The organism is Sorangium sp. So ce362 (assembly GCF_051519845.1).
Classification (GTDB): Bacteria; Myxococcota_A; Polyangia; order Polyangiales; family Polyangiaceae; genus Sorangium.
On record NZ_CP150332.1, the window covers coordinates 10,553,582 to 10,579,200 of the forward strand.

Below are 25,619 nucleotides of genomic sequence, written 5' to 3' on the forward strand. Positions count from 1 at the left end.
AAGGGTGAGGGGGAGCTTGCAAAGGGCCGCGGGTCAGGGTTCGACGGCGTCGACGACCCTCACGTCGAGGAACCACAGGCCATGCGCCAGCGCGTGGCCGTCGATCTGGAGGTAATAGACGCCCGGATCGAGCACGAGATCGAGGAAGCTGCGCTGGGGGTCCGTACCGATGGTGCAGGAAAGCGGCATTTCGGTGCCGGGACAGCCCGGGCCGCGGCGGACCGAGAGCAGCGTCTCGTAGGCCGAGCCGGCCATGTCGAGCACGACCCGCCTGCGCGCGGTGAGCGTGAGCTTCAGGAGCTGGTCCCGGGCGCCGCGATCGTCGGTGCCGGCGCGGTCGCAGCCCGCGTCGAAGTCCGCGGCGGCGTTTGTCGTGTTGCCCTGGAAGAAGCCGCCCGTCTCCGGGATCTCCAGCGCGCCCTCGCAGGCGTCGGAGAAGGGGACCAGGGTGGGCGGCGCCGCCGGCCGGACGAAGGCCGTCACGCTCACGGGCTGGCCGAGCTGCGCCTCCGCCACGACGCGGTACGAGCCCGGAGCGACGCCGCGCCGCGCGCTCCGGAGCGGGCTGACGGCGCCCTCGCCGCACGCGAGCCGGTCGTCCGCGCCGCCGCACGCCGGCAAGGACAGGGCGATCGAGCCTGTGTCGCCGGCCGACAGCCGCTCGACGAGGAGCACGTCGGACGCGACCGGCAGCTCGAGCGCGTACACGGCGTCGACGGCCGACGGGCCGCAGCCGAGATCGACGTCGTCCTGGTGGCCGAGCAGCGAGACCGAGACCGTCCGGTTCGGCGCGAGCACGGCCGCCTCCGCGCAGGCCTCGTCCGGCGGCGGATCGGTCGGCGGCGCGAGCTCCAGCGTGACGAGCGCCGAGGTGGGGGCCGTCGCGGAGACCGCGACGGCGTAGGACCCCGCGGGCAGCGCGCGCCGGAAGAGGTGCGGCGCCGCCGCCGTCTGGCAGGTGAGCTCGTCCTCGGGCAGCGCGCACGCCGCGGACCGCAGCGAGAGCGAGGGCTCGCCGTCGCCGTCGGTCGAGATCGCGTAGAGGTCGACGTCCCGGGGCTCCGTGAGCTCGAACGTGTAGACGAGCTCCCCGAGGTCGGTCTCGCACGCGGTCCCGAGATCCCGGGCGGCGTCGAGGATCGTCGCCAGGACCGGCTCGCCCGGCTCGAGGAGCGCCGCGGTGCCGCACGTCTCGTTCTCGGGCGCCGGCGAGGGCGGCAGGAAGGCGACGTCGAGGACGACCGGCGCGCCCTCCGCGGTCGTCACGTAGACCGGCAGCGCGGTCGCGCGCTCCGGATCGCCGAGGCCGCGGCCCCGGAGCTTCGCGAGCTTGCCGCCGTCCGCGCCGGGGAGCGGGCGCCCGCACGCGAGCTCCGTCGCGGCGTCGCCGCACTGGCCGGCGAGCGTCACGGCGACGTCGGTGCCCTCGGTCCGCGCGGTCACCTGCACGTCGACCGGCGGCCCCGGCGGCAGGAGCACCGCGGCCACGACGTCGTGCGTGCTCATCGGACGGGGCAGGCCGCACGAGCTCGCGTAATGGAAGCCAGCGCCCGCGGTCGTCATCGCGTACGAGCCCGGCGCCGAGATCTCCAGCGCGTCGGCGCACGTGTCGTGCTCCGGCGACACGCAGTCGTCCTCGTCAACGCGCCCGTCGCAGTCGTCGTCCCGGTCGTTCCCGCAGACCTCGGGCTGCGACGAGGACACCGCGGGATCGGCGTCGTCGCAGTCGCCCCCGCCGCAGTGCGCGTCGGGATCGCCGTCGAGGTCGGCGTCGCGCGGCGCGCTCGAGCACGTCCTGGTCGGCTCATCGCAGGCGTCGATCGTGCAGGTGCTCCCGTCGCCGCAAGCGATGGGCTCGCCGGGCAAGCAGCCGAGGCGCGGGTTGCAGCGCTCGACGCCGTCGCAGTAGACGTCGTTCTGGCACGCGCTGTCGTCCGGCGTGAAGCGGCACCGGCCTGCGGAGGTGTCACAGGCGTCGAAGGTGCAGGGAAATCCGTCCTCGCACTGGTCGTCGTCGACGCACGGGCCGCCGAGCGTCGGGTCCGCAGGAGCTTGCCCGCCTCCTGCGCCGCCCGCGCCGCCCTCGCCGCCGGCCCCGCCGGCTCCGCCCGCCGACGGGAAGGGGCTCGGGGCGCTCGAGCCGCAGGCGGCGCCCGCCAGCGCCGCCGTCGCGGCGGCGCCACAGAGGAGAACAAGACGCGTCAAGGAGGAAGAAGTGCGAGTCCGCATCGAACGAGGTGAGCGGCAATGAGCGTAGCAGGGCACCGCCACGTCTGGCATCATGTCGCGCGATTCCGCGGAGCGTGGCGGATAGAGGGAAAAACAGGGTGACCAGCGACAGATTGACCCGACCCGAGCTCACGTGGCTGCTGGCCCAGGAGGCGCGCAGCGCCGCCCAGAAGCTCCGCCAGGGCGTGGGGATGATCGCGACCGAGACCTCGCCGCCACCGACTCCATCGCCGGACGACAGCGCGGGCGGCGTGGAGAGCACGCTCAACCGGCTCGACGAGGCCGTGACCATGCTCGCCTCGCTCCACGGCCGGCCCATGCCCCGCGGGCGGCGCGGCCGCGTCGACCTGACCGCGCTGCTCTGGGAGGTCGCGCCCGAGGCGCGCGTGCAGATCGAGATGGGCGAAGGGACGACGGTGTTCGGCGACGAGACCGAGCTCCGGCGGATGCTCCAGGTGCTCATCGCCCAGGGCGGCGATCCCACGAGCCAGACCGGGGCGCCCGAGGTGAGCATCCAGCGCGTCGGCGCCGAGGTGAGCGTGCGGGTCAACCTCGGGCCGGAGACGCCGGTGAACTGCGAGACCGAGCGGGTGTGGCTGTCGCGGATGGCGCTGCGCTACGGCGGCCGGATGGAGCTCGACGGGCTGATGCAGACGCTGACCTTGCCCGCCGAGGTCGACCTCCAGCGCCTCGAGCTCGAGAGCCTGAAGAAGGAGCTGGCCGCGGCGCAGGCGCAGGGCGAGGCCTACGCGCGCGAGCTCGCCGCGGTCTTCTCGCGGGTCGAGGGCGAGCGCGAGCGCGGCTCGCTGGCCGGCGTCGTGTCGCGGCTGAGCGGCAGCGACCCGGTGTCGCACCTGCCGCCGAGCGGCGACAGCCTCGCGGTGCTCGTGGCCGCGGTGCGGGTGCTCGGGACCCAGCTGCGCGGCATCCTGTCGGCGATCGGGCGGGACATCGCGCCGCTCCGGTCGCACGGCGGCGACGCCGGAGAGACGGCGTCCTCGGTGGGGCGCCACGTGACGGCGGCATCGGAAATCGTGAGTGATCTCGCCAGGTTGGGCTCGTGTCCGCTCCACGAGTTCCCGCGCCACTGCGACGTCGCCGACGTGCTGCGCGACGTGGTGAAGGACGACCTCGCGCGCGCGGCCCGCCACGACGTGCGCGTGGTGGTCGAGGCGCCGGAGAGCGCGCAGGAGGTGGTGCCGCAGGGCGCGCTCACGGTGCTGCTGCACGCGCTGCTCGATCACGCCATCAGCGCGTCCCCGCCGGGCAGCGAGGTGGTCGTCACCCTCGTCGAGGGGCCGGGCGGGGTCGAGATCACATTCGACGACGCGGGGCCGCCGCTGCCGGCGGCGGCGCGGAGCGTGGTGCTGAGCCGCGACTTCGAGGCGGTCGCGCAGGGAAGACCGCCGGCGGTGCCGCTCATCGCGGCGCACGCGATCGCGGCGCACACGAGCTACGGAATCGTCATCGAGGACGGGCCGCGGGGGGAGACGCGGGTGCGGCTCACGATCCCGAGGGCGGGTTAGCTCCGGGACTGCCCGGCGCTCGGAGCCCCTGTTCGCCGCGCGGCGCGGGGGCCCCGCCGGACTCGCCTGAGCCCTCACTCCTCCGGCTTCGCCGGACGAGTGAGGGCAAATGGGCTCAGACATCGGCCCTCCCCGCGCCGCGCGGCGAACAGGGGCTCCGAGCGCCTACGGTCTGAGATATCGAGTCGGATGGCGTCGCTTCTGTGTTGGCTTGGTCGGGGACGGGCCGGGGCGATACGGGTCTCGTGGAGAGCGGGCCGTCATCTGAGGAACGAGCTCGCCGGGAAGTCGACGTCGATGTTGAGCTCAGCGCCCCTCACGATGTCGATCTCCTCCAGCGGCAGCGTCGTGGTGACAGGGCGGTCGTCGCCCCGCGCAACGAGCGTCGCATACGCCTTGTACTCGTCGGGCGGAAGATCCACCGTCATGATGAAGTCCTCGCAGCGCGCATACTCCCTCGCCACCTCGCGGCTGCCACGGTAGATGATCAGCTCGAAATCGGCGCCACCACGGCTATGCCGGTCGCAGGCCCGCGCCTCGCTCTGGCGGCTCACCGTCCACTGCACCGTCAGGCTCCCCACGTCCGGACGCGGCCGGGGTCGTGCATCCTCTCTCACGTCGAAGACGCACCCCAGGGCCAGAAAGCTCGACAGCGCGAGACCGCAGAGGGGAAAGACGCTCTTCTCCTGATTCATCCTCGAACCCGTCCTTTCACAGCTGCACAACCATCAACGCGGCGTGTAGAAGCGGCGCCCCCGCTCGCGCGGATAGCTCAGCTCACGCTCCGGCACATACCGCGGCGACGTCCGGAACGTCTGTCGGTAACGCCTGAGCTCCGGCGGCTCCCTCTCGAAGACGACCCAGCCCCGGTTCGTCGGGTAAAACCACCGGCCGTCGACCAGATACGCATAGGTGCCGCGGAAAAAGACGCGCGGATGGGCCGCGATCTCCACCGGGACGACCTCGGCGCGCACCGCCGGGTAGCCGGACACGACAAACCCCTCGGTCGCGATCGTGCCCAGACATCCCATGAGCAGCGAGGCGCCGGCCGCGAGCGCGAGCGGCGCGAGCGCGGACCTCATCATCGCGAGACACCTGGGCCGCCTTCGCACGGGCGAAGTCACGTTGTTGCTCTGCTTCACGTCATTGCTCCTCGGACCGCAGATCAGCAACGCGAGTGCCAGCGCGACTCGGCACCTCCGGCGACGGGCGTTCAGCGGGGCGCGCCGAGCGCGCCGGCGAGCGCGAGCGCGCGCTGGATCTCCGCCGACGTCACGAGGCCGATCACGTGCTCCCCCTCGTCGAGCACCGCGACCGCGCTCGCCTCGCCGCTCGCCAGCGCGTCGAACGAGCGGGACGCGTCGTCGCCGGCGCGCGCCCTCGGCACATTGACGGACATCACGGCGCCGACCGTCTCCGGCGCGACGCCGCGCCCGAGCTTTTGCGCGAGATCCCAGACCGTGACGACGCCGATCTCCCGGCGCCCCTCGCCTTCCCGGGGATCGTCGATGACCCGCGCGCCGACCAGGTTGTGGCGCAAGAGCCGCTCCGCCACCGCGCGAGGGCTCTCGTCCGCATACGCGTCGCCGATCCGATCGGTCATCAAACGCAGGACCGGAATGCCGCGGAGGAGATCGTGCGTGCTCGAGCGCACCTGCTCGGCCGAGGCGCCCATGTAGACGAACACGGCGATGAGCACCAGGATGACGTTCCACGAGAGCAGGCCGAAGAGCCCGAAGACCACCGCCATCATCTTGCCGATCGTGGTCGCGACCCGCGTCGCGCGCGCCCGCCCGATGCGGCGCAGGAGCAGCCCCCTCAGCACCCGGCCGCCATCCATCGGGAACGCCGGCAGCAGGTTGAACGCGCCGAGGATCGCGTTCATGATCGCGAAGGCCAGGAGCGCCACGCCGACCTCCGCCGGCGCAGGGAGCAGGCGATAGGCGCCGTAGCTGCCGAGCGCGATTACGAAGCTCATCAGCGGCCCGGCGAACGCCATCCACGCCTCGTGCTCGGGATCGTCGCGCTCCATCAGCGAGACGCCGCCCAGCATCATCAGCGTGATCGAGCGCACCCGGATCCCGTTCTTGAGCGCGACGAGCGAGTGGGCCAGCTCGTGCGCCAGCACGGCGACGAACAGGCCGACCGCCAGGATCGCCCCCCAGGCGAGCGGCGGCAGGCGCAGCGCCTCGCGCGGGATCTCGAGCGACGCCGCGATGAAAGAGAACTGCGACGCCGCCACGTACGCGACGAACGGCAGGAAAATCAGCAAGGAGATGTGCAGCCGGATCGGGATTCCTCGGATGCGCAGGACTGTCAGCCCCTGGTCGAACATATGCCTCCTGATCCCGGGTACAGATGGGGCCGACAAGCACCTTCGCAAGCCGCCGAGACGGCGCCGGCGCATGGAAATCAGGGCCTCTTCGCAGATGCGCGGCGCAATGCAGAGGCCCACGCAGCGCCTGGACGGACTCCAGCGCACGCGCGCGTCCGTCCCAGGCGGGACCCGGCGCGAGGAGCACGCATTCGAGGACGCGCAGCGCAGCGCGGCGCCCCCACCGGCCGCGGATTGGCGTAGCTTTGTGTGACCGAGGTCGTCATGCGCCAGCGTGTCCCCGATGCATTGATGGCAGCGAGCACCAAAGAGCTCACGCGGGTCGAGCTCACGGTCCTGGAATCATCGATCTCGGGCGGCGTGCCCAGGGACCTCACGGGCCATGTGTTCGCGATCGGTCCTGTCGGCTCGGTGGACGGCGGACTGCCCAGGGCGGACGGCGCGCCGATCCTCAATGGCAATGGGATGATCTATCGGCTCGACTTCGGCGGCGGCAGCGCGGTCCGGCTGACCTCGAGGCTCGCGCGATCCCCCTGCCACCACGCGGACGCCGCCTCGCGCCCCGGCACGCGCTTCGAGGCGCTCGGCTTCCGCGACGCGGGGCTGCTCCGCTTCTCGCCCCACCTCGGCCAGCGGAACCACCTCAATCACGCGTTCGTGCCGATGCACGCGCCCCGCGCGCCCGCACGCCTCCTCGTCACGGGCGACACGGGGAGGCCCTACGAGATCGACCCTGCGACGCTCGAGCTCGTCACGCCGGTCGGGCGCAACAGCACGTGGTACCCGGCGGCGCCCGTCGATCACCCCTTTCCGATGACGCTGGCGACCGCGCACCCGTGCTTCGACGCGGAGCGGGGTGAGCTCCTCACCGTCAACTACGGCCGCTCGCTCCTCCACCTGTTCGCCGCGTCGCTGCCGCGGCTCGACGAGCTCGCCGCGCTGCCGCGCTCCTGGGATCGACTCGCGTCGGCGGCCGCGTCGATGGTCGAGCAGCAGCTGCTCCGGCCGAGCGCGGATCGGCTCGAGCTCTTCGCGAAGCGCGCGCTCGAGCTCCTGCCCGCGCGCTTCCGCCCGAGCGCGCCGCCCGGCCCGGGCGACCTCCTCGCGCGGCAGGCGGCGCGCTTCGGCGGGGTCCCGCTCGACGAGGCGGCGGGCGACTTCGTGCACCTCCTGCGCTGGGACGGCCACAACGAGCCGGAGCGGCACGCGCTCCTCCTGCCGGGCGGCGCGCCGGTGCGCATCGAGCAGAGCGTGCACCAGCTCGGACTGACGCGGCGCTGGGTCGTGCTGGCGGACACGGCCTTCCGGATCGGGCTGGAGAGCGTGGCCTGCCAGAGCCCCGGGGAGAGCCCCGGGGTCGATCGCCTCCTCCGGTCGCTGCTCACGATGCCCCACGAGCCGAGCACGACGTTCTACCTGGTCCGGCGGGACGCGCTCCGGCCGGGCGGCGGATCCGTCGTCGTGAAGAAGGTCGTCGTCCCGCTGGAGACGCTCCATTTCCTCGTCGACTACGAGGACGCGGGCGACCGCATCACCGTGCACGCGGCGCACAACTGCGCGACCGACCACGCCGAGTGGCTCCGGCCCTACGACCGGCACGCGGCCGACAGGACGCCGGCGCCGCCGCGGCTCCGCGGGCTGTCCCCGACCGGGCAGGCGGACGTGAACCGCATCGGCCGGTACACCCTGGACGCGGCGGCCGAGCGCGTCGTGGATCAGGCGGTGTTCGCCGATCCTGCGCGGGCGCTCGGCCTCGGCCTCTACGCGTACCGGGAGGCGGGCCCGTCGTGGATGCCGCCCGATCGCATCGAGAACGTCTACTGGCGCGGCTGCGGCATCTGGGACGAGCTCTCGACCGAGTTCATCGACCGGCTCTACGCGGCGCACCCGCACAGATCGCTGCCGATGGCGGCGCTCCGGCGGATGCGCGCGGAGGGCGGGCACCCCGACAGCCTGTTCCGGTTCAACCACCGCGCGATGCGGATCGAGGATCGCTACGAGTTCCCGCAGCGCGCCGTGGGGTGCTGGCTCAGCTCGCTGCAGTTCGTGCCGCGGCGCGGCGGCAGCGGGGCAGATACGGACGGGTACGTGGTCGCGCTCGTCACGACGCCGCAGCGCGCGGAGGTCTGGATCTTCGACGCGACGAACCTGGCGCGAGGGCCGCTCTGCAAGCTGGGGCACCCGGCCTTCCGGCCGGGGCTCACGCTCCACACGGCGTGGCTCAACGCGGCCCCGCCGTGGAGAGCTGGATACAAGGTGCCAGTGCGCGAGGACTACGAGGATTTCGTGGCCGAGGCCCCGCTCGACCAGGTGAAGGCGCTGTTCGAGGAGGCGGTCTATCCGCGGTTCGCCTGAGCCGCCCTTGCAAACCCTTGTCGAGACAGCTCGAGCCGACGCTCCACCACCGCCGATCGGCCAGCGCCGAGCGCGCTGATTCGCCGTAGTTCGCCGTAGCTCGACCGCCCGGCGCGCGCGACGGGCGTCTCGAGCGCCGGGCGGCAAACAGCGCTTCACGCCCTGACGCGTTGACGCCGTTCACCGCCTGCCGCCCGGGAGGTTACGTCCGCGCTGCGCCCCGCGCGGGCTGCCGCGGACACGCGACCGGGCCGGAAACGCTGGCGCGCGAACGGAAGCGCGCAACGACGCGAACCGAGGGCGCCGCGACGCCGGTGCGATGATGTCGCGGAGGGAACGAGGGTGACGACGGCGGACGTTTCCGACCGGAGTCGAGGTCTCCGCTTTCACGGGTAAACGGATGCACAAACGTGTCGGAACGCCCGGCGCTGAGCAGGCAGGGCGCAGCGCGCACGTCTCCCTCGGACGGCGCGATCGATTGCGTCGGCGCTGCGCGGAGCCCGTGGTTTCTCTGGGTCCGGCGGGAGGTTCCATCTATTTTGAGAACACGTGCGCTCGCCGCGGCCGCTGCGCGCGACCGCGTCACGGCGCGCCAATCGCGGTGCGCCGCGCGCGAGGGCCTCGGCGCGCGGCTCTCTTCCCGCGCAAAGGCCCGCGACGAGGGGCATCGATCCCCTCCTCCATCGCGAAAGCGGCGCCGCGCGGCTGCCGCGGCGCGCGCGCGGCGCGCCTCGACCGGGCCCATCGAGATCGAATCGTGGAGAAATACAAAGGGAGCGCAGATCCGAGGAGCGCCTAATTCGCGAACGCCATCCGCGAATTCATGCGATTTCGGAGCGGCAGCCTCTGCACAGAGGTGCGAGGCACACAGCCTGCTCTGAGGTGAGCCAAGGTGTTCGGGGGCCGCAAGGCTCATCAGGGACACCGGGGAGGACCAATGATCTCGATTCACGGCAAGATGATGGGTCTCGCGATGGTGCTGACGCTCGGGGCCGGGTGCGCGGTCGGCTCGGATGAGGACTTCGACCTGGATGAGGATAGCGTCGACGCCACGAGCGAGGCGCTGGAAGAGGCCGAGCGCGGCGGGTACGCGTCGCAGTCGCAGGCGCAGGTCGGCCAGATGGGGCCCAGCAAGCTCGGTCTGCCCCCGAGCAAGGGTCTGCCCTCGAAGGGTGTCCCGATGCCCGGCAAGGGCGAGCTGCTCGGCAAGGGCGAGCTCCTGCCCGGCAAGGGTCACTTCCCGACGAAGGGTGGCCTGCCGAGCAAGGGCCTCCCGGGCAAGGGCGGCTATGCCACGCAAGGCCCGGCGCAGATCAGCCAGGGCGCGGTGGGCCAGTTGCAGGACCTCTCGCAGGCGCAGATCGGCCAGCTGGGCCCCGGCGCGCAGGCGCAGATCGGACAGCTGGGCGTCGGGCAGACGGGCGGCATGGTGGGGCAGGAGACCGGGCAGCGTGACGGCGAGCGCTGCTTCGGCGGCTTCGGCGGCTTCGGCGGCTTCGGCGGCTGCGGCTGCGGGCTGACGGCGGTCACGACGTCGATCACCAGCTTCATCCCGAGCTTCGGGTTCGGCGGGTTCGGCGGCTGCTGCGGCGGGTTCGGCGGGTTCGGCGGGTTCGGCGGGTTCGGCATCTGATCTCGCTCTGACCGCACCGCGCCGGCCGGCGCCGGAGGCTCCGCCTCTCTGGATCCCGCGGCGCCGCTCCGGCCCTCCTCAATCGCTGTTGCTCCCGGGCGCCGGCAGCCTGGGGTTGGATATCCCAGGCTGCCGGTAGCTGCTCTCTCCCCTCCACCGCTCGCGCAGGAGCCGCCCCACCGCTCGCCGGTGGGGAGCGCGCGAGACCCCGACCCCTTCAGCCGCCCTGACCGAGCGCGCGATCCAGGTAGAACGCCGCGCTGATCAGCCCGAGGTGGGTGAACGCCTGCGGGAAGTTGCCGAGGAGCTCTCCGCTCGGCCCGATCTCCTCGGAGTACAACCCGAGGTGGTTGGCGTATGTGAGCATCTTCTCGAAGATGAAGCGCGCCTCGTGGAGGCGGCCGGAGCGCGCCAGCGCCTCGACGAGCCAGAAGGTGCAGATGCTGAACGTGCCCTCCTTGCCGCTCAGGCCGTCGCCGGCGCCCTTGCCGAGCTCGTAGCGGTGAACGAGCGTGTCGCTCGCGAGCTCCCCGAGCGTGCGGTCGATCGTGCCGAGGATGCGCGGATCGGTGGGAGAGATGAAGCGCATGAGCGACATGAGCAGGTTGCTCGCGTCGAGCGCCTTCGAGCCGAAGGACTGCACGAACGTCCTCCGCTCCGCGTCCCAGCCGTGCGTCATGATCGCCTCGTAGATGGCGTCGCGCGTGCGCGCGATGCGCGGGCGATCGAGCGGCAGCGAGCGCTTGTCGGCGAGCCGCAGGGTCCGGTCGAGGGCGACCCAGCACTGGAGCTTCGAGTAGACGAACTGCCGCTTGCCCCCGCGCACCTCCCAGATGCTCTCGTCCGTCTGCTCCCAGTTCTGACACACCCAGGTCGCCATGCGCTGGAGCTCACGCCAGAAGTCGTAGGAGATGGGCGACCCGTACTTGTCGAACAGGTACACCGAGTCGATGAGCTCGCCGTAGATGTCGAGCTGGAGCTGCGCTGTCGCCCCGTTGCCGACCCGGACCGGCCGCGACCCGCGGTAGCCGTCGAGGTGGGTCAGCGCGAGCTCGGGCAGCTCGTGGCGCCCCTCGATGCTGTACATGAGCTGGAGCGGCCCGGTGGGGCCGTCCTCCTCGGAGACGCGGGCGCTCAGAAACTCCATGAAGCGCGCGGCCTCCTCGGTGTAGCCGAGCCGGAGAAAGGCGTAGAGGGTGAACGCGGCGTCGCGCACCCAGACGTAGCGGTAGTCCCAGTTGCGGGCCCCGCCGATCTCCTCGGGCAGGCTGGTGGTCGCCGCGGCGACGATCGCGCCTGTCGGCTCGAACGTGAGCAGCTTGAGGACGAGGGCCGACCGGTCGACCATCTCGCGCCAGCGCCCCTTGTAGCGCGACTTGCCGAGCCACTTCCGCCAGAAATCGACCGTGCGCCGGAGGGCGTCCTCGCCGTCGATCGGCATGGAGAGGAGGCCGTCGCTCGCCGTCCAGTCCTCGACCTGGCGCAGCGCGAACGTGGCCGACTCGCCCGGCTGCAGCACGAAGTCGGCGGTCACCCCGCCGGCGCCGTCGCTCGTCAGGGGAACCGGGCTGATCAGCGCGAGGTCGAGGCCATCCGAGTCGAAGACGGCGCCGCGCGGATCGTCGAGGAGGAGGCGGTGGGGGCGGCGGGCGAAGTCCATCGCGGGGCGGCAGGAGAGCCGGAAGCGCACCGCGCCGCGGACGGCCCGCGCGACGCGGACGATCTGGTGCATCCCGCGGCGGTAGTCGCCGTACGTGTCCCGATGGATCGGCATGAAATCGCAGACCTCGCCGACCCCGTCCACGTCGAGGAAGCGCGTGAGGAGCACGTTTGTGTCGGGCATGTACATCTGCTTGCGCGACGTGGTGTGCGCCGCCGCGAGCGCGAAGCTGCCGCCCTGCTTGTCGTCCAGGATGGCCGCGAACACGCTCGGCGAGTCGAAGTGGGGCAGACAGCACCAGTCGATGGAGCCATCCATCCCGACCAGCGCAACAGAGTGCAGGTCGCCGATGATGCCGTAGGACTCGATGGGCTTGTAGGGCATCGCCTGTTCATAGCGCCGGCCCGGCCGAGAGGAACAGCCCCCGCCGCGATCATCCGCGGTTTCTGCCGTCACGACCGCGGCGGCAGCCGCGAGAGCTTCCGCTGGAGCGAGCGCCGGTGCATCCTGAGCTTGCGCGCCGCCTCCGAGATGTTCCCCTCGCTGTCGGCGAGCACACGCTGGAGGTACTCCCACTCCACGCGCTCGAGCGACGGCAGGTCCTCGTCGCCGTTCGCCGTCGGGGCGAAGCCGAGCAGCGACCGCGCGCACCGGGCCGCGTCCACCGGCTTGGTCAGGTAATCCACGGCGCCCGCCCGGATCGCCGCCACCGCGTTCGCGATCGTGCCGTACCCCGTGAACACAACGATGCGGATGCCGTCATCCAGGCTCCGCAGCGTCCCCACGAGGTCGATCCCGCTCTGCCCGGGCATCCGGACGTCGACGAGCGCGTACTCGAACACGTGCTCGCGCGCCATCGCCGCGGCCTCCTCCGCGCTGCCGGCGAGGAACACCGCGAACCCGTGCTTGACGAGCGCCTGCCCGAGCGCCGACCGGAAGGTCGCGTCGTCGTCGACGATGAGCAGCGTCGGCTCGCCGGCGGGCTCCGTGCTCACGGGTCCACCGGCGCGAGGCGCAGGGCGACGCGCGTGCCGGCCGGCTGCCTCGCCGACACCGTGAGGCGCCCGCCGACCTGCTCGATGAGCGTCCGCACGAGGTAGAGCCCGAGGCCCATCCCCTCGCCGGGCGCCTTGGTCGTCACGAACGGCTCGCCGAGCCGCCCCTCCAGGCCCGCCGGGACGCCCGCCCCCCCGTCCTCGACGCTGATCACCGGCGCGCCGCCCTCGTCCCCGACGGTGACAACGATCGGCCCCGCGGCCGCGGAGGCCGGCCCGAGCGCCGCGAGCGCGTTGTCGAGCAGGGCGAACAGCGCCGCCTCGATGTCGGCCGCGTCGAGCGGCACCGTGCGCCGCGGCGCGAGGTCGCCGCGCACCTCGACGGCGACGCCGGGGTGCGCCGCCCGCCACGCCTCGACGCCGCGCAGGGCCGCCGCGCCGACCTCGACCCCGGCGCGCAGCTCGTCCGCCCGGACGTCCGCCCGCATGCGCGCGATCACGACGCGGCAGCGCTCGACCTGCTCCGCGATCGTCCGGGCGCGACGCTTCGCGGCGTCGGTCGCCTCCGGGTCGTGGAGGCTCTCCCCGGCGAGCACCGCGATCGTCCCGAGCGGGGTGCCGAGCTCGTGCGCGGTGCCGGCGGCGAGCGCGCCGAGGGCCTGGAAGCGCGAGGCCTCCTCCGCGCGCCGGCGGAGCGCCGCGTTCTCGGCCGCGCTCTCGTCGAGCGCGCGGCGGACCTTGAGGAGCACGTAGGCGACGAGCGACGAGCTCAGGACGAAGGCGAGGAGCATCCCGTAGAGGTGGGCCGAGAAGGCGCCGTGCTCCGGGTGGCTCGGGCAGCACGCGCCGGTGGGGAGCGCGAAGAGCGCCGCGAACAGGCACGCCGCGAGCGCCGCGAGCGCGAAGGTCGTCCGCGCCGGCAGGAGCGCCGCGGCGAGCGCGACGTGCACGAAGAAGAGGGCGCTGAACGGGTTGCCCGCGCCGCCCGACGCGGCGAGGACCCCCGCGATCGCGACGAGGTCGAGGGCCACGACGCCGGCGACGAGCGCGCTCTGCGCGCCCTTCTCGGACCGCACCCGCCGGGCGAGGGCGAGGTTGAGCCCGCCGGCCAGCACGAGGATGGGCACGGCGATGCCGTACCGGACGTGGTAGCCGAACAGCGCCTCGTCGACGATCAGGGTCGCCGCGAGCAGCGCGAACACCGCCCAGCGCAATCCGACGAGCCACCGGAGGACGATCCCGCCCGCCGGCGCCCGATCCAGGGAAGCGTCGTGCGTCACGGCCGAGACTATAGCGCGAAAGCCGGGAGGACCGCGCTCAAGACGGCGAGAGCGCGCAAAGGCGCCTCGCTGCGCCAGCGATGGAGGAGGCATCGATCTCCGCCGCATGCAGGAGCTCGGCTGGGCTGCCCGAGCCGGGCATCTCCCTCACGGCGAGGTGCACGACGCGCGCGGCGACAGGCTCCTCGCCAGCCAGGCTCTCGAGCACGGCGTCGCCCAGGCCGCCCTCGGCCCAGTGATCCTCCACGACGATGGCGTTTCCAGCCGTCGCCCGCACCGCCGCGCGGATGCCGGCGGCGTCGATCGGCTTGACGCAGTAGGCGTCGACGACTCGAGCGGAGAGCCCGCTCGCCTCGAGCGCTGCGTGGGCCTTCAACGCTTCGTGGACGGTGATGCCGGCCGCGATGATCGTCACGTGATCGTGGGGCGCCTCGCGCAGCACCTTGCTCCCCCCGATGGGAAACGGTTCGGTCGAACCGTACAGGACAGGCGTCTTCTCGCGCGTCGTTCGGAGGTAGACGATGCCCTCCTGGTCGGCCATGGCGGCGACGAGCCGCGCGGTCTGATTGGCGCAGCACGGATAGAGCACGGTGCTCCCGTGGACGGCGCGCATCATGGCCAGATCCTCGAGCCCCATCTGCGACGGGCCGTCCTCGCCGATGGATACGCCCGCGTGCGAGCCGCAGAGGCGGATATCGGCCCTCGACACAGCGGCCATCCGGACGAAATCGTAGGCGCGCGAGAGGAAGGCGGCGAACGTCGACGCGAAGGGCGACCAGCGCCGGACGCTCATCCCGACGGCGGCGGCCACCATCTGCTGTTCGCTGATGAACATCTCGAAGTAGCGGTCGGGGTGAGCCTCCGCGAACTCCTGGGCGAAGGTCGAGTTGTTGACCTCGCCGTCCAGGGCGACGATGTCCGCGCGCGCAGCGCCGAGCGCCTTGAGCGCGTCGCCGTAGGCTCTCCGCGTCGCGACGTCCGTGGAGCGCTCGTAAGTGGGGAGCCTCAGAGGCTCGGTGGTGGGCCGCGGAGCAGGCTGACCCGGCGCCGGCGCCTCGGGCTCGATCACGATGTCGCGCACACCTCCAAGCTCTTCGATCGCCTTCGCGCACTGCGCCTCGTCGAGCGCCTTCCCGTGCCAGCCGTCCTTGTCCTCGACGAGGGACACGCCTCTTCCCTTCATCGTGCGCGCGACGATCAGCGCGGGGGCATCCGGCGCGCGGAGGGCCTCGGCATAGGCGGCGGAGATGGCGGATGGATCGTGGCCGTCGATCTCCAGGGCACGCCAGCCGAACGCGCGGGCACGCTCCGCATAGGCCGCGGAGTTCCAGCCGAGGGGGGTCTGTCCGCGTTGCCCCAGACGGTTCATGTCGAGGATGGCAATGATGTTGCCGAGCTGATAGTGGCGCGCGTGGTCGAAGGCCTCCCAGATGGATCCCTCGGACATCTCGCTGTCGCCGAGCAACACCCAGACACGGTAGGGGATCTTCTCGAGATACTTCCCGGAGAGCGCGATCCCGACGCCGAAGGGGAGCCCCTGACCCAGGGAGCCGGTCGCCACATCGACCCAGGGGAGCGTCGGCACCGGGTGCCCTTCCAGCCGGCTCCGGAAGCGCCGGAACGACAGGAGCTCCGCGTCCGAGATGACGCCCGCCGCCTTGAACATCGCGTAGAGCAGAGGGGAGGCATGACCCTTCGAAAAGATCACGTGATCGTTGTTCGGGTTCTCCGGATGGCCCAGGTCCCAGCGGAGGTAGTCGCAGAGGAGCACCGCCATGAGATCGGCCGCCGACAGGCTGGAGGTCGGGTGACCGGAGCCGGCCCTCGTCGAGGCGCGGAGGCTATCGACGCGAAGCTGCTGAGCGAGCTCACGAGGATCGTGCGCCTGCTCGGTGCTCCTCCGGCGTCGCTCCCCGGTCCGGTCGTCTCCACCGCGCGATCCGTGCTCACGCGGAGGCGCGTCGTGGGGCACGTGGGTCGACCTCTCGCCGGGCGGCGCGGGCGAGCGGCCCTTCTCGGCCCTCGGCATCTGCTCTCGATCATCCTGCGCAGGCGCCCCCCTGGGACGGCTCGGCATAGCATCTTTCAGGGGGCTGCGTACGTGCTTTGGCCGTCTCTTCTCGGGCGGCTTGGGGACCTCTTGCGCCATGGCTGCACCTGACCTCGCCGTTTCCTTGCCGTTTGATGCAAGCAGGGTTGAAGCAATCAGGGTGCCACCGCGTGCGAAGCGTGCATCTGGCTGGCGGGCACGAGCCTGCTCACCGCGGCCGGAGCACGGAGAACAGCGCGCGCGGCCGCGCCACGACGCGGGCGTGGACAGGCAGCCGGAGCCAGGGGGTTGACAAGCATGCGCCCCGCGCAGGCTGGTGCGCAACCGTGCACGCGCTGGGCGGTCCGACCCACGTCATGAGGAAGTTCTGACCTGAATTCCGTCTGGCATCGAATCCCATCATCACAAGAATCGTTCGCGCTGTCGCGTTGCTCGTTGCAAGGCGCTCGTGATCCGATGTCGCTCTCGGCCGGCGACCGCTGTCCCGCCGTCAAGAGCCGCCAGGTCTTTCCTCTGGGTGCCGGGCGAGAGGCAGTGTACGCTGGGCATGATGAAAGCAGTGACAACCGCGCTCTTGCTCATGTCGGTGGTGGGCTGCACCTCTACCGGCGCGCGATCTCGGCACGGGCAGCCCGATCCCGCAGCGAGCGCCGAAGTGGTGGGAGAGATGCAGCTTGAAGAGGAGCTGCACCGGCTGGACCTGCTCGAGGCCGAGATTTACGCTCATTCCCCCTCCGATGCTCCCGGCAATCCGCGCGATCGTTGCGCTGACGGCGATCGCGAGGTGCTGTCCCGGATGCTGGCGTTCAAGCTCATGATGGGAAACCCGCAGAAGCAGTCCGCGGACGGAAAATATTACGGTCTGCTGCAGAGAGGGACGCCGGAGGAGCTCTTGCCGGCGATCTATTTAAGGAGGTACTATTTCGAGGGTCTGCTGGAGTGTGTTCGTAGCCTGACGGGCGCAGAACCCCGCGACGCGAGGGAGGAACATCACGTCTCGATCCTCACTCAGTCGAACTTTGACGCTGAAACCAGCCGCGGGCTTGTTCTGGTGGATTTCATGACCCACTGGTGCGGTCCTTGCAAAATCATGGCGCCCGAGCTGGAGAAGCTCGCGCGTGATCATCGAGGCGAGATTCGGGTGGGGAGGTTGACCGCCGATCGGCACCGGGAGCTGATCGAGAGGTTTGAAATCACGACCTTCCCGATGCTGGTTCTCCTCAAGGATGGAGAAGAGGTGGCACGGAACGGTAAATATCGTAGGTATCCAGATCTCTTGGCATGGGTTCGGGACGTGACGTCGGGGCAAAGCTCCCCGTCGAGCGCGCACTTGCCGCGGGGTGACCAGACTTCGGCCGGCGACGCCCGCTGAGCCGCGCTCGTCTGCTTTTCATCCCTTGTTTGCTTCCGCGGCCTCGTCGGACGGTTGACCTCCCGCCTGACCGTCTTCTTCTGCAGGGGCATCAGGTTCCCGCGCGTCCTCGTCCTCTTCATGATCGTCCATTCGCACCTCACCCACGCAGACATCGCGACATTCGTGGTCTGCATCCGTCTGGTCGCAGCCTGGCTCCTTTACCACCGGGCACGGCGCAACGCAGCCTGACCCATGAAGAGAAACGGCGCAGATCAACATCGTGACGCCAAGCGGCTTTCTCATGGCAGCCTCCACCTTTCGACGTCTGGAGCGGTTCCAGCCGGTCGCTCGACGAACCTCGCCGCGCGCGGGGGCTCGCAGCCCCCATCCTCCCCGTCCCTTCTGGGCGCTCCCTCCCGTCGCGTCCCAGCGTACACGATCTCGCCGGTCCGGAACAAGCGGTGATGCCATCACGGGACTGCCGTCGATGCGCGTCGGATGAGAATTTCTGTCCCCAAGATACAATGCAACGCTCGATGTCGCGCGGAGCCTCCGGCATCCAGAAACGTCTGGCCAGGCACGCACGGACGATGGTAAGAGGGACCTCCCGCCACCGTGCGCTGTCGCGTGCGCCGGGCGCCGTCGGTTGACCAGGGTGGTGCATGCGCAGTCCTCGGCCAGCAACCTGTTTTCCGTTGGGAACAGCGCTGTTCCTCGCGCTGTTCGCGACCGCCTACGCACACGCGGCGGCGCCTCCCGAGCGCTCCCGGCCCGTCAAAGAGCTCATCCGTGAGGCCGACGCGGCAGTGGCTCGCCTCGATATCGCGCGGGCCCGGGAGCTGTGGGCCGAGGTCTACGAGATCGAGCGGTCGAACGTCGCGATGTGCACCCTGGGGCAGCTCGACGCGCGGATGGAGCGCTGGGCCGAGGCCATGGTGGAGCTGTCGCAATGCGTCGACCACATGCCGGCTCCGCGCACGAAGGAGGAGCGGAGCCTGTACGAGCGGCGTCACGCCGCTCTCGCCCGTGCCCGGACGCGGGTGGACGAGGTGGTCTTCGTGCCGCCGCCCGGCGTCGCGGGCATGCTCGTGAACGGCCGCGGGGTGAAGCATGGCAGCAGCCGCGCCTACGTGCCGCCCGGCCAGCACGAGGTGACAGCCGTCGGGGAGGATGGGCAGGTCCCGCGCGCGAGCGTGCAGGAGGAGGCGGGCGAGTCGAAGCAGGTGCCGCTCGCGCTCGACACGCCGGCCCCGGCGGACCACGCGCAGGCGCCCGAGGAGGCCCCTGGGCCTCGGGCTCCTGGGCCGGCGGCGCCGAAGGGGCCGCCGCAGGGGGCAGCCCGGCCCGGGCCGGATCTCCGGATGGTCATCACAGGCACGATGGCCTCGGCGGGGATGCTGGTCGCGAGCGCCATGTGCCTGCAGAGCGCGCAGGGGTATGAGCAAAAGGCCATGGCGGCTGGGCATCGTGAAGGTCAGCTGGCGACGGACGGCGCAACGCCTCCGCCCGACTTCAGCGATCGAACTGAACATGCTGCCAACGGAAAGCTGATGAGGGTTCTCGGGACCGGCGCGCTACTCGTGGGCGCGACGGCGGGCGTGGGCACCCTTCTCTACGTGTGGTTGCCGAACGACACACAGTTCGGGCTGGGAACGCATGGCGTGGGGGTTCGCGTGCGATGGTGAGCGCCGGCGACGCAGCCGCGGGCCATCGCCGGTGTGTCTCATGAAGCGCGGGATGGGTGGCTCGACAACCACGCGCTCCGTCCGCAAGAGCCGCCATGTCTTCCGTCTCGTCCCCGCGTGAGAGAGAGTGTACGCTGAGCGCGATGAAAGAAGCGGTATTCGGGCTTTTGCTCGCCGGCCTGGGGCCAGCGGTGACGCCGCCGGAACACGTTGTCTCCGACCCTCTGGATTGTGTGAGAATTTTGGTCGCGATGGCACAATGCAACCCGGCGACTGTCTGGGTCGCGGGCGTTCGGTGAGCGCTATCCAAGCACGCCCGGATGATGTATAGACAGGAACCGTTACGGCGCCGTGGCACGATTCCGCGTGTGTCGGGTGTGCTCGCATGACCAGGGTGGCGTATGCGCGGTCCTCGATCTGCAACTTATGTTTTGTCGTGGGTGGCGCTGTTCCTTGGGCTGTTCGCGACCGCTTACGCGCACGCGGCGGACCCTCCCGAGCGGCCTCGCGAACGCTCCCGGCCCGTCAAAGAGCTCATCCGTGAGGCCGACGCGGCAGTGGCTCGCCTCGATATCGCGCGGGCCCGGGAGCTGTGGGCCGAGGTCTACGAGATCGAGCGGTCGAACGTCGCGATGTGCACCCTGGGGCAGCTCGACGCGCGGATGGGCCGCTGGGCGGACGCCATGGTGGAGCTGTCGCAGTGCGTCGACCAGATGCCGGCCCCGCGCACGAAGAGGGAGCGGAGCCTGTACGAGCAGCGTCACGCCGACCTCGCCCGTGCCCGGCGGCGGGTGGGCGAGGTGGTCCTCGTGCCGCCGCCCGGCGTCGTGGGCATGCTCGTGAACGGCCGCGGGGTGAAGGACGGCCGCCGCGTCTACGTGGCGCCCGGCCAGCACGAGGTGACAGCCGTCGGAGAGGATGGGCAGGTCGCGCGCGCGAGTGTAAAGGTGGAGGCGGGCGAGTCGAAGCCGGTGCCGCTCACGTTCGACAAGCCGGCGCCGGCCCCGGAGGACCGCGCGCAGGCGCCGAAGGGGGCTTCTGGGCCTCGGGCTCCAGGACCTGCGGCGCCGCCGAAGGGACCGCCGCAGGGGGCAGCCCGGCCAGGGCCGGATCTCCGGATGGTCGTCACAGGCACGATGGCCTCCGCTGGGTTGATGGTCACGGGCGCTGTGTGCCTGCAGAGCGCGCAGGGGTATAAGCAGGAGGCGATGGCGGCCTGGGATCGAGCTGACAGCGGGCAGACGGAGGACACGACGTTTCGGCCTGAGTACAACGAAGTCATTGACAAGGCCGCCACCGGGAAGCTGATGAGCGTCCTCGGGACCAGCGCGCTCGTCGCGGGGGCGATGGCGGGCGTGGCCACCGTCGTGTACGTCTGGTTGCCGAACGACACGCAGATCCGGGCGGGAACCCACGGCGCAGCGGTACGGATTCGATGGTGAGCGCCGGCTACGCCACTGCGTGCACATCCTCGGTGTGCCTCGTGAAGCTCGCACGGGGGATCGACTGATGCGACCGATGATCTGCCTGGCTCTCTCCGCGATGACGCTGCTCGCGTGTGAAAACGAATCATTTGTCCCGCTGATAACCCCGCCACCCTACACGATCCCCGTGCTGTGGATGTGGATTGGGCCGAAGGACGAGGCGCCACCCTGCGCCGACGGCCAGCCGCCCCGGTGGGAGGGATGGATGCCCGAAGAGCCGCTGGAACCATGCGACGAGTGCGCTTGCGGCCCGGCCGCGTGCGAGCTGCCCTTCAAGCTGAGCGCGGACGCCCTGAGCTGCCCCGGCGGTGGGAGCTCGGTGAGTGTCGATGCCGGCAACGGATGGGATGGGACGTGCGCCGCGCTGCCATCGCCCGTCGCGCCCGATGAGCTCGCGTCGGTTCTCTACGACCCGCCGGCGCTCTCGCCGTGCACGCCCTCGGAGACGCCCGAGCCGCCGCCGGTCGCTGCGAGGTTCGTCCGGGTGTGCGCCGGCGACACCGACCACGAGCCGCCGGGGTTCATCGCCTGCATGCAGGCCGCCAGCGACGGCACGTGCTGGGATGGATATACCCGACACGAGTTCTTCGAGGAGCTGATCGACGACCGCGCCTGCGCTCCGTGTGAGTGCGGTCCGCCGGCGGGAGGCACGTGCGTCGCCGAGCTCATCTTGTACGGGGACAGCGCGTGCAATGACCGCGTGGGTGCGGCGCTCTCCGCCAGCCTGGGGGAGATGCCCTGCGCGGACATCCGCTCGTCCGTGCCGCTCAGCGCCGTGCGCGCCTCGCTCGTGGAGGCGGAGCCAGGCGCCTGCTCCCCCAGCGTTCCGGCCGTCATCGGCACCCTGGAGCGACGCGAGCCTCACGTCGTATGCTCCTTGCCCGAAACCTAGGGCAGTCCATGCGGCCTAGGAGGACATGCATGTTGAGTATCCGGCGCACGCTCCTGCTCATGCTATCGCTTCCTGCGGTGGCATGCGAGAACTATCCGGACATCGCAGGGAAAGCGTCCGTCCTTCTCGACGAAGAAACCCTGGCTCTAGACACCGGCGATGATGGGCAGCGGTTCGCGAAAACGGGAGAGCAGTGGTCCACTGCGTGCAATGTGAAATACGGCGGGTTGTCGATGACCCTGGAGCGCGCGCGCAATGGCGATCCGCCTCTCAAGATGGTCGCACTGCTCGTCAGCAAGGAGAGAGATGATGGAGAGCTCGCTCCGAACGTCATCGCAGAGCTGAAAAAACAGCGCTATGCCGGGTTTTGCGACGTCGTGGCGACGGTCGGCAGCGATCCGCACGACGTGGAGTTCTCGGCGGCCGACTGCGAGCTCCAGCGGGCCCTCGACGGCCATCCCGCGTTGCTCGTCTCCGCCTTGTTTCACGTCAAGGAGTGCGAGAACGAGTAGGTCACCGCCGGCTCGGGCACGCCGTGCGCCCGCGGCGGGGCACGCGCGCTCTCCTGAACCGGAGGCAGGGGCGCCGCGGCGAGCGCGGCGCGGGCGAGCCCGCGGCCGCGGACGCCCCGGCGCTTCGCCGCCTCAGCCTTCCTCGGCCGGCGCCGCCTCGCTCGGCGCGGCGCCCTTCGCGGGCCGGCCGCCGCCGCGGAAGGTCGACAGGAAGTCGAGCAGCGACTTGTAGCGGAGCGGCATCTCCGGGTGATCCTCGGCGAGCGCGCTGATGCGCCGCGCGATCTTCTGGAGCATCCCGATCCCCTCGTGGTCGAGGACGAGCCGCTGGTGGTAAGCGGACATGTAGACCGCCTCCAGCACGGCCTCGCGCGCGGAGAGCTCCTTGTGCGCCGCCTGCACGCGCAGGAGGTCGTCCGGGCCGACGTCCTTCACCCGGAGCACGTCGGCGTCCTCTTCCACGAGCTCGGCGACGTCATCGAGCAGGTTGATGTAGCCGGGGAGCGCGCGGCGGAGCCGCTGCACCTCGGACGTCTTGAGCGTCGGCTTGTACGCGACGCCTACGAGCGCGGCGAGCTCGCCCGCGCTGATCACCTTCGCCTTCTTCGTCGCCCGCGCCGCGCCGTTCTTCTTCCCCGCTGCGGTCGCCGCCCGCGCCGCGCCGGCTTTCTTCGCCGCCGTCGCCGCGCCGTTCTTCTTCCCCGCTGCGGTCGCCGCCCGCGCCGCGCCGGCTTTCTTCGCCGCCGCCGCCGCGCCGTTCTTCTTCCCCGCTGCCGTCGCCTTCTTGATGGTTGCCATCTCCGCCTCCCTCGACCCGATGCTGTGCTGCTCGGGGTGGACGATGGTATTCTTCCCGAACGGAAGCCGTCCAGGAAGTCAGGGAGGCGCTCCGCCCGGCCGCCGGGGACTTGAGGCCCGTGCCGCGGGCATTGACCTCCCAGCGGGGAGCCTCAAGTCCCCCGACGCGGGCAAGAACCTCCCAGCGGGGGGCGAAAACATCCCCTCAGGGGAGGTTAGCCTTCACTGCCAAGCATGCTCTGTCGTCGCGTCGGTGCTACACGGCCGGGATGACCAGCCGAACGAACGAACGTGTCATCCAGGCCATGGCCGACGCGGCGCACCTTGCGCCTGACAGGTTTACCGTAGAGCTCGATCGGGGAGAGTACATCCTCAATCATCCTGACTCGCAAACGTGGAGTGAAGATGTGCGCGCAGCCGTCGTTCGGGCGGCGAAGACGGTGCTCCCACCCGGGTCGCGCGCCTCACTCATGTAAACTCTGCCCCCGCCGCGCCGCCGCGGAGGTCGAGGTGCGTCGGCGCGCGGTGTTGGGGTCCTCGAGCGTGGAGCGTCCGCGGCGTGGAGGCGGACACCGGCGAGCTCGAGGCCGTCGTTGTCCACCTCGTCGAGCTTGGAGGAGCGACGCGGGTGAAGGCGAACGTCGGCGAGCTCGGGATCGCGCCGGCGTCGAGCGCGGAGCGTCCGCGGCGATGTCCACCTGGTCAAGGTGTGCGTCGGACGAGCGCGGTGCCGTCATCCTCGTCCATCTGGCTAAGCTCGGGCGCGGTGCCGACGACGAGGAGCACAGGCGTGAGCTCGGCGCGGCCCCTCTCCGCCGCTCGGGTCGCAGAGGTCGAAGCGCACGCCGCGCAAGGGCGATACTGTCGCATCAGTCAAGCTGAATCGTCGCGGCGCTGCGGGTTTGTTCGCGAGGGCTGTTCGCCAACCATCCGGTTGACGAACACTCGCGCCGCGTAGACGTATGCGCACCTGCGCCGCCCGGGACGCGTCGATCCACGTGCATTGTGATTTGATCGCCGAATTTCTCATTGATACCCACGTCATGCCCAGAAAGATCGTGCTCGCACTCACATCGCGTGTCGCGGCTCGGCCAGGGCTTCCACCATGTCCATGCGCTTACTCGGCAAGATCGGCTTGCTCTACCTCGGTGCGCTCGTCGTGGTTCCGGCGCCAGCACAGGCGCTCGAGTTCAACGGCGGCGTGAGCGTGGGCGGGATCCAGGTCGGGATCGAACCCAAGATTGCCGTGAGCCCCTTCGCCGCGTGGCTCTGGCGCCGCGAGGGGGACTTCCGGCTCGAAGTCCACAACATGCTCAGCATCGTTCCGGGGGCAGGTGTCGGGGTCTACGACCGAACGGCAGTCACTCTTGGGTATGCCACGAAGACAACCACCGTCAGCCTCGGGCCGTCCCTGGCGATCTACTCGATGCCGGTATGTGGTGCCGTGATCTGTGACCGCGTGGTGGGGGTTGCTCCAGGCGGCCGCGCCCAGTCCGACTGGTACTTCGCCGGGCCCTTGGGCGTATCCACCAGCGTCCATGTGGACTGGGCTGGCGGCAGTAGTCGCGCTCTTCCTGGAAGTCTGGTCGTGATGGTGACCGCTGGACCCATTTGGAGATTTGAGGTAAAGTCAAGATGAACAGGATATTTTTTGTTCTCTGCTTCGGTCTCACGGCGTGTAATTACGATGTGGGAGAGTGCTATGTCCGGGGTGAGGGAAACGAAGGTGCCGGGGGCAGCATCATCACCCCGACAGGAGGGGTTGGAGGCTTCGGGCATGTGCCGCTGGAGCCGCAAAGTCACACGGGCCTCGGTGGGGATCCGTGCTCGCAAACAGTGGAGTGCACGGTCACGTGGAAGGCTGGTTCGGCTGTCTGCAATAACCAGGGCGCGTCAGGTAGCTGCACGACACTGTATCAGGGCGAGCACGCGAGCTTGGACGAGGCCGAGGATCGATGCGAAGACGCCTCTGGGGTGCGAAACAGCTCCGGTGCGCAGTCGTGCGGCTCGTGTCGGTGGGCGACCGGCGCGCGGAATGACTGTTTGGAGCACTGCAAGGACCTCTGCTTACAGGTATGGGAAAGTTGCCGCAAGGATTGCCCCAGGGGGGACAAAAATTGCCTGGCTGAATGCACGAACGATCTCAGTGTTTGTAATCGCAACTGCGATAGAAAGCGCAGATGAACATGATCGAGCTGAAGTATCGATTTAATGGCGACGTATCGCGGGATATCACTGTGCGATTGTTCGATGTCAAGCAGGCGCGCGATGCCGACGATTCCGCGCCTTGGGATATCGGCGTAACGATCACGTGGGGAGCAGAGATCGCATTCGATCACCCGCTAGCCGGCGCGGATCCGCTCCACGCTGTGGAGCTGGCTGCTCAGTATGCGTCCAAGTACATCCGCGGCCGAGCGGAAGATGAGGGCGGTACGCTCGAACCGCCGATCACTCCCTGAAGAAAGAACATCGCCGGCGAGGCCATCGAGGGCGATCTCGGCGCCGCGCATGCGTGCCATGGCGTACTGCGTTCTACGGGGCATGGATATCGCGGAGGTCGAATTCGCATATAAGCTGAAGCGTACTGTTCGACTCGTCATCGTGCTGGAAAATCCTACGACTGGCCAAGAGCTTCGGTTCGAGTCATCGGCAATCTGGGATGCCGAAGTTTTGCGTCATGTCGGCATCACGACACTGGGCAAGAGGCCGGTTTTGCACGGATACTACGCTTTCGCATCCTGAAGCTTGAAGGCTGCCCAACAGGCCACTGGTGCCGACGGCGCTTCGCGCCGCGGCACACCGGTAGCCGGTAAATCGTTGGGCGCAACCAG

At 70.3% G+C, this 25,619-nt stretch carries 20 protein-coding genes; 10 read left to right on the forward strand and 10 right to left on the reverse strand.

Annotated features, from left to right (window positions below):
• Nucleotides 1–33 precede the first annotated feature (33 nt).
• Entirely contained in the window at nt 34–2,205 is a 2,172-nt protein-coding gene (locus tag WMF17_RS40635) for a putative metal-binding motif-containing protein (protein ID WP_437646402.1), read from the reverse strand.
• A gap of 122 nt (nt 2,206–2,327) precedes the next feature.
• On the opposite strand from WMF17_RS40635, the gene WMF17_RS40640 reads away from it, so the two are divergent.
• The gene (locus WMF17_RS40640; RefSeq protein ID WP_437646403.1) at nt 2,328–3,755 is read left to right on the forward strand and encodes a sensor histidine kinase; all 1,428 of its coding nucleotides are present in this window, start codon (nt 2,328–2,330) and stop codon (nt 3,753–3,755) included.
• Nucleotides 3,756–4,015: 260 nt separating this feature from the next.
• Here the strand turns inward: WMF17_RS40640 and WMF17_RS40645 are convergent, their stop codons facing one another.
• The 3 genes from WMF17_RS40645 to WMF17_RS40655 form a co-directional block, all read right to left on the reverse strand.
• Nucleotides 4,016–4,450 (reverse strand): hypothetical protein, encoded by a 435-nt coding sequence (locus WMF17_RS40645; RefSeq protein ID WP_437598858.1) that lies wholly within the window; start codon nt 4,448–4,450, stop codon nt 4,016–4,018.
• 33 nt (nt 4,451–4,483) lie between these two features.
• A complete protein-coding gene (locus WMF17_RS40650; protein WP_437598859.1) occupies nt 4,484–4,840 on the reverse strand; it encodes a hypothetical protein in 357 nt (118 codons plus the stop codon).
• Nucleotides 4,841–4,968: 128 nt separating this feature from the next.
• On the reverse strand, nt 4,969–6,090 hold the full coding sequence (locus WMF17_RS40655; RefSeq protein WP_437598861.1) for a M50 family metallopeptidase: 1,122 nt from the start codon (nt 6,088–6,090) through the stop codon (nt 4,969–4,971).
• A 291-nt stretch (nt 6,091–6,381) separates the two neighbouring features.
• Between WMF17_RS40655 and WMF17_RS40660 the strand changes: the two genes are divergently transcribed.
• Together WMF17_RS40660 and WMF17_RS40665 are read left to right on the forward strand one after the other, a co-directional pair.
• Nucleotides 6,382–8,445 (forward strand): carotenoid oxygenase family protein, encoded by a 2,064-nt coding sequence (locus tag WMF17_RS40660; protein ID WP_437598862.1) that lies wholly within the window; start codon nt 6,382–6,384, stop codon nt 8,443–8,445.
• A gap of 937 nt (nt 8,446–9,382) precedes the next feature.
• On the forward strand, nt 9,383–10,078 hold the full coding sequence (locus WMF17_RS40665) for a hypothetical protein (protein WP_437646404.1): 696 nt from the start codon (nt 9,383–9,385) through the stop codon (nt 10,076–10,078).
• A 217-nt stretch (nt 10,079–10,295) separates the two neighbouring features.
• Here the strand turns inward: WMF17_RS40665 and WMF17_RS40670 are convergent, their stop codons facing one another.
• The 4 genes from WMF17_RS40670 to WMF17_RS40685 form a co-directional block, all read right to left on the reverse strand.
• Complete coding sequence (locus WMF17_RS40670) at nt 10,296–12,122, reverse strand: glycoside hydrolase family 15 protein (protein WP_437646405.1); 1,827 nt, start codon at nt 12,120–12,122, stop codon at nt 10,296–10,298.
• A 68-nt stretch (nt 12,123–12,190) separates the two neighbouring features.
• The gene (locus tag WMF17_RS40675; protein WP_437598865.1) at nt 12,191–12,733 is read right to left on the reverse strand and encodes a response regulator transcription factor; all 543 of its coding nucleotides are present in this window, start codon (nt 12,731–12,733) and stop codon (nt 12,191–12,193) included.
• Nucleotides 12,730–14,013, reverse strand: a complete 1,284-nt coding sequence (locus tag WMF17_RS40680; protein WP_437598867.1) for an ATP-binding protein — start codon at nt 14,011–14,013, stop codon at nt 12,730–12,732. The genes WMF17_RS40675 and WMF17_RS40680 overlap by 4 nt, the downstream gene beginning before the upstream one ends.
• A 37-nt stretch (nt 14,014–14,050) precedes the next feature.
• Entirely contained in the window at nt 14,051–16,042 is a 1,992-nt protein-coding gene (locus WMF17_RS40685; protein WP_437646406.1) for a transketolase, read from the reverse strand.
• Nucleotides 16,043–16,610: 568 nt separating this feature from the next.
• On the opposite strand from WMF17_RS40685, the gene WMF17_RS40690 reads away from it, so the two are divergent.
• On the forward strand, nt 16,611–17,435 hold the full coding sequence (locus WMF17_RS40690) for a thioredoxin family protein (RefSeq protein WP_437646407.1): 825 nt from the start codon (nt 16,611–16,613) through the stop codon (nt 17,433–17,435).
• Nucleotides 17,436–17,453: 18 nt separating this feature from the next.
• On the opposite strand, the gene WMF17_RS40695 is transcribed toward WMF17_RS40690, so the two are convergent.
• On the reverse strand, nt 17,454–17,720 hold the full coding sequence (locus WMF17_RS40695) for a hypothetical protein (protein WP_437646408.1): 267 nt from the start codon (nt 17,718–17,720) through the stop codon (nt 17,454–17,456).
• 392 nt (nt 17,721–18,112) lie between these two features.
• Between WMF17_RS40695 and WMF17_RS40700 the strand changes: the two genes are divergently transcribed.
• The 4 genes from WMF17_RS40700 to WMF17_RS40715 all read left to right on the forward strand — a co-directional run bounded on the left by WMF17_RS40700 (nt 18,113) and on the right by WMF17_RS40715 (nt 21,990).
• Nucleotides 18,113–19,102: a hypothetical protein gene (locus WMF17_RS40700; RefSeq protein WP_437646409.1), complete on the forward strand. Its 990-nt coding sequence runs from the start codon at nt 18,113–18,115 to the stop codon at nt 19,100–19,102.
• A gap of 440 nt (nt 19,103–19,542) precedes the next feature.
• Nucleotides 19,543–20,544 carry a hypothetical protein gene (locus WMF17_RS40705; protein WP_437646410.1) on the forward strand — a complete coding sequence of 334 codons (1,002 nt, stop codon included), beginning with the start codon at nt 19,543–19,545 and terminating at the stop codon, nt 20,542–20,544.
• A gap of 76 nt (nt 20,545–20,620) precedes the next feature.
• Entirely contained in the window at nt 20,621–21,478 is an 858-nt protein-coding gene (locus WMF17_RS40710) for a hypothetical protein (RefSeq protein WP_437598873.1), read from the forward strand.
• Nucleotides 21,479–21,507: 29 nt separating this feature from the next.
• On the forward strand, nt 21,508–21,990 hold the full coding sequence (locus WMF17_RS40715) for a hypothetical protein (protein WP_437598875.1): 483 nt from the start codon (nt 21,508–21,510) through the stop codon (nt 21,988–21,990).
• 132 nt (nt 21,991–22,122) lie between these two features.
• Here the strand turns inward: WMF17_RS40715 and WMF17_RS40720 are convergent, their stop codons facing one another.
• On the reverse strand, nt 22,123–22,788 hold the full coding sequence (locus WMF17_RS40720) for a hypothetical protein (protein ID WP_437598876.1): 666 nt from the start codon (nt 22,786–22,788) through the stop codon (nt 22,123–22,125).
• A 1,105-nt stretch (nt 22,789–23,893) separates the two neighbouring features.
• On the opposite strand from WMF17_RS40720, the gene WMF17_RS40725 reads away from it, so the two are divergent.
• Both WMF17_RS40725 and WMF17_RS40730 read left to right on the forward strand, forming a co-directional pair.
• A complete protein-coding gene (locus WMF17_RS40725; protein ID WP_437598877.1) occupies nt 23,894–24,427 on the forward strand; it encodes a hypothetical protein in 534 nt (177 codons plus the stop codon).
• Between the two features lie 541 nt (nt 24,428–24,968).
• Nucleotides 24,969–25,247 (forward strand): hypothetical protein, encoded by a 279-nt coding sequence (locus WMF17_RS40730; RefSeq protein ID WP_437482633.1) that lies wholly within the window; start codon nt 24,969–24,971, stop codon nt 25,245–25,247.
• Nucleotides 25,248–25,619 lie beyond the last annotated feature (372 nt).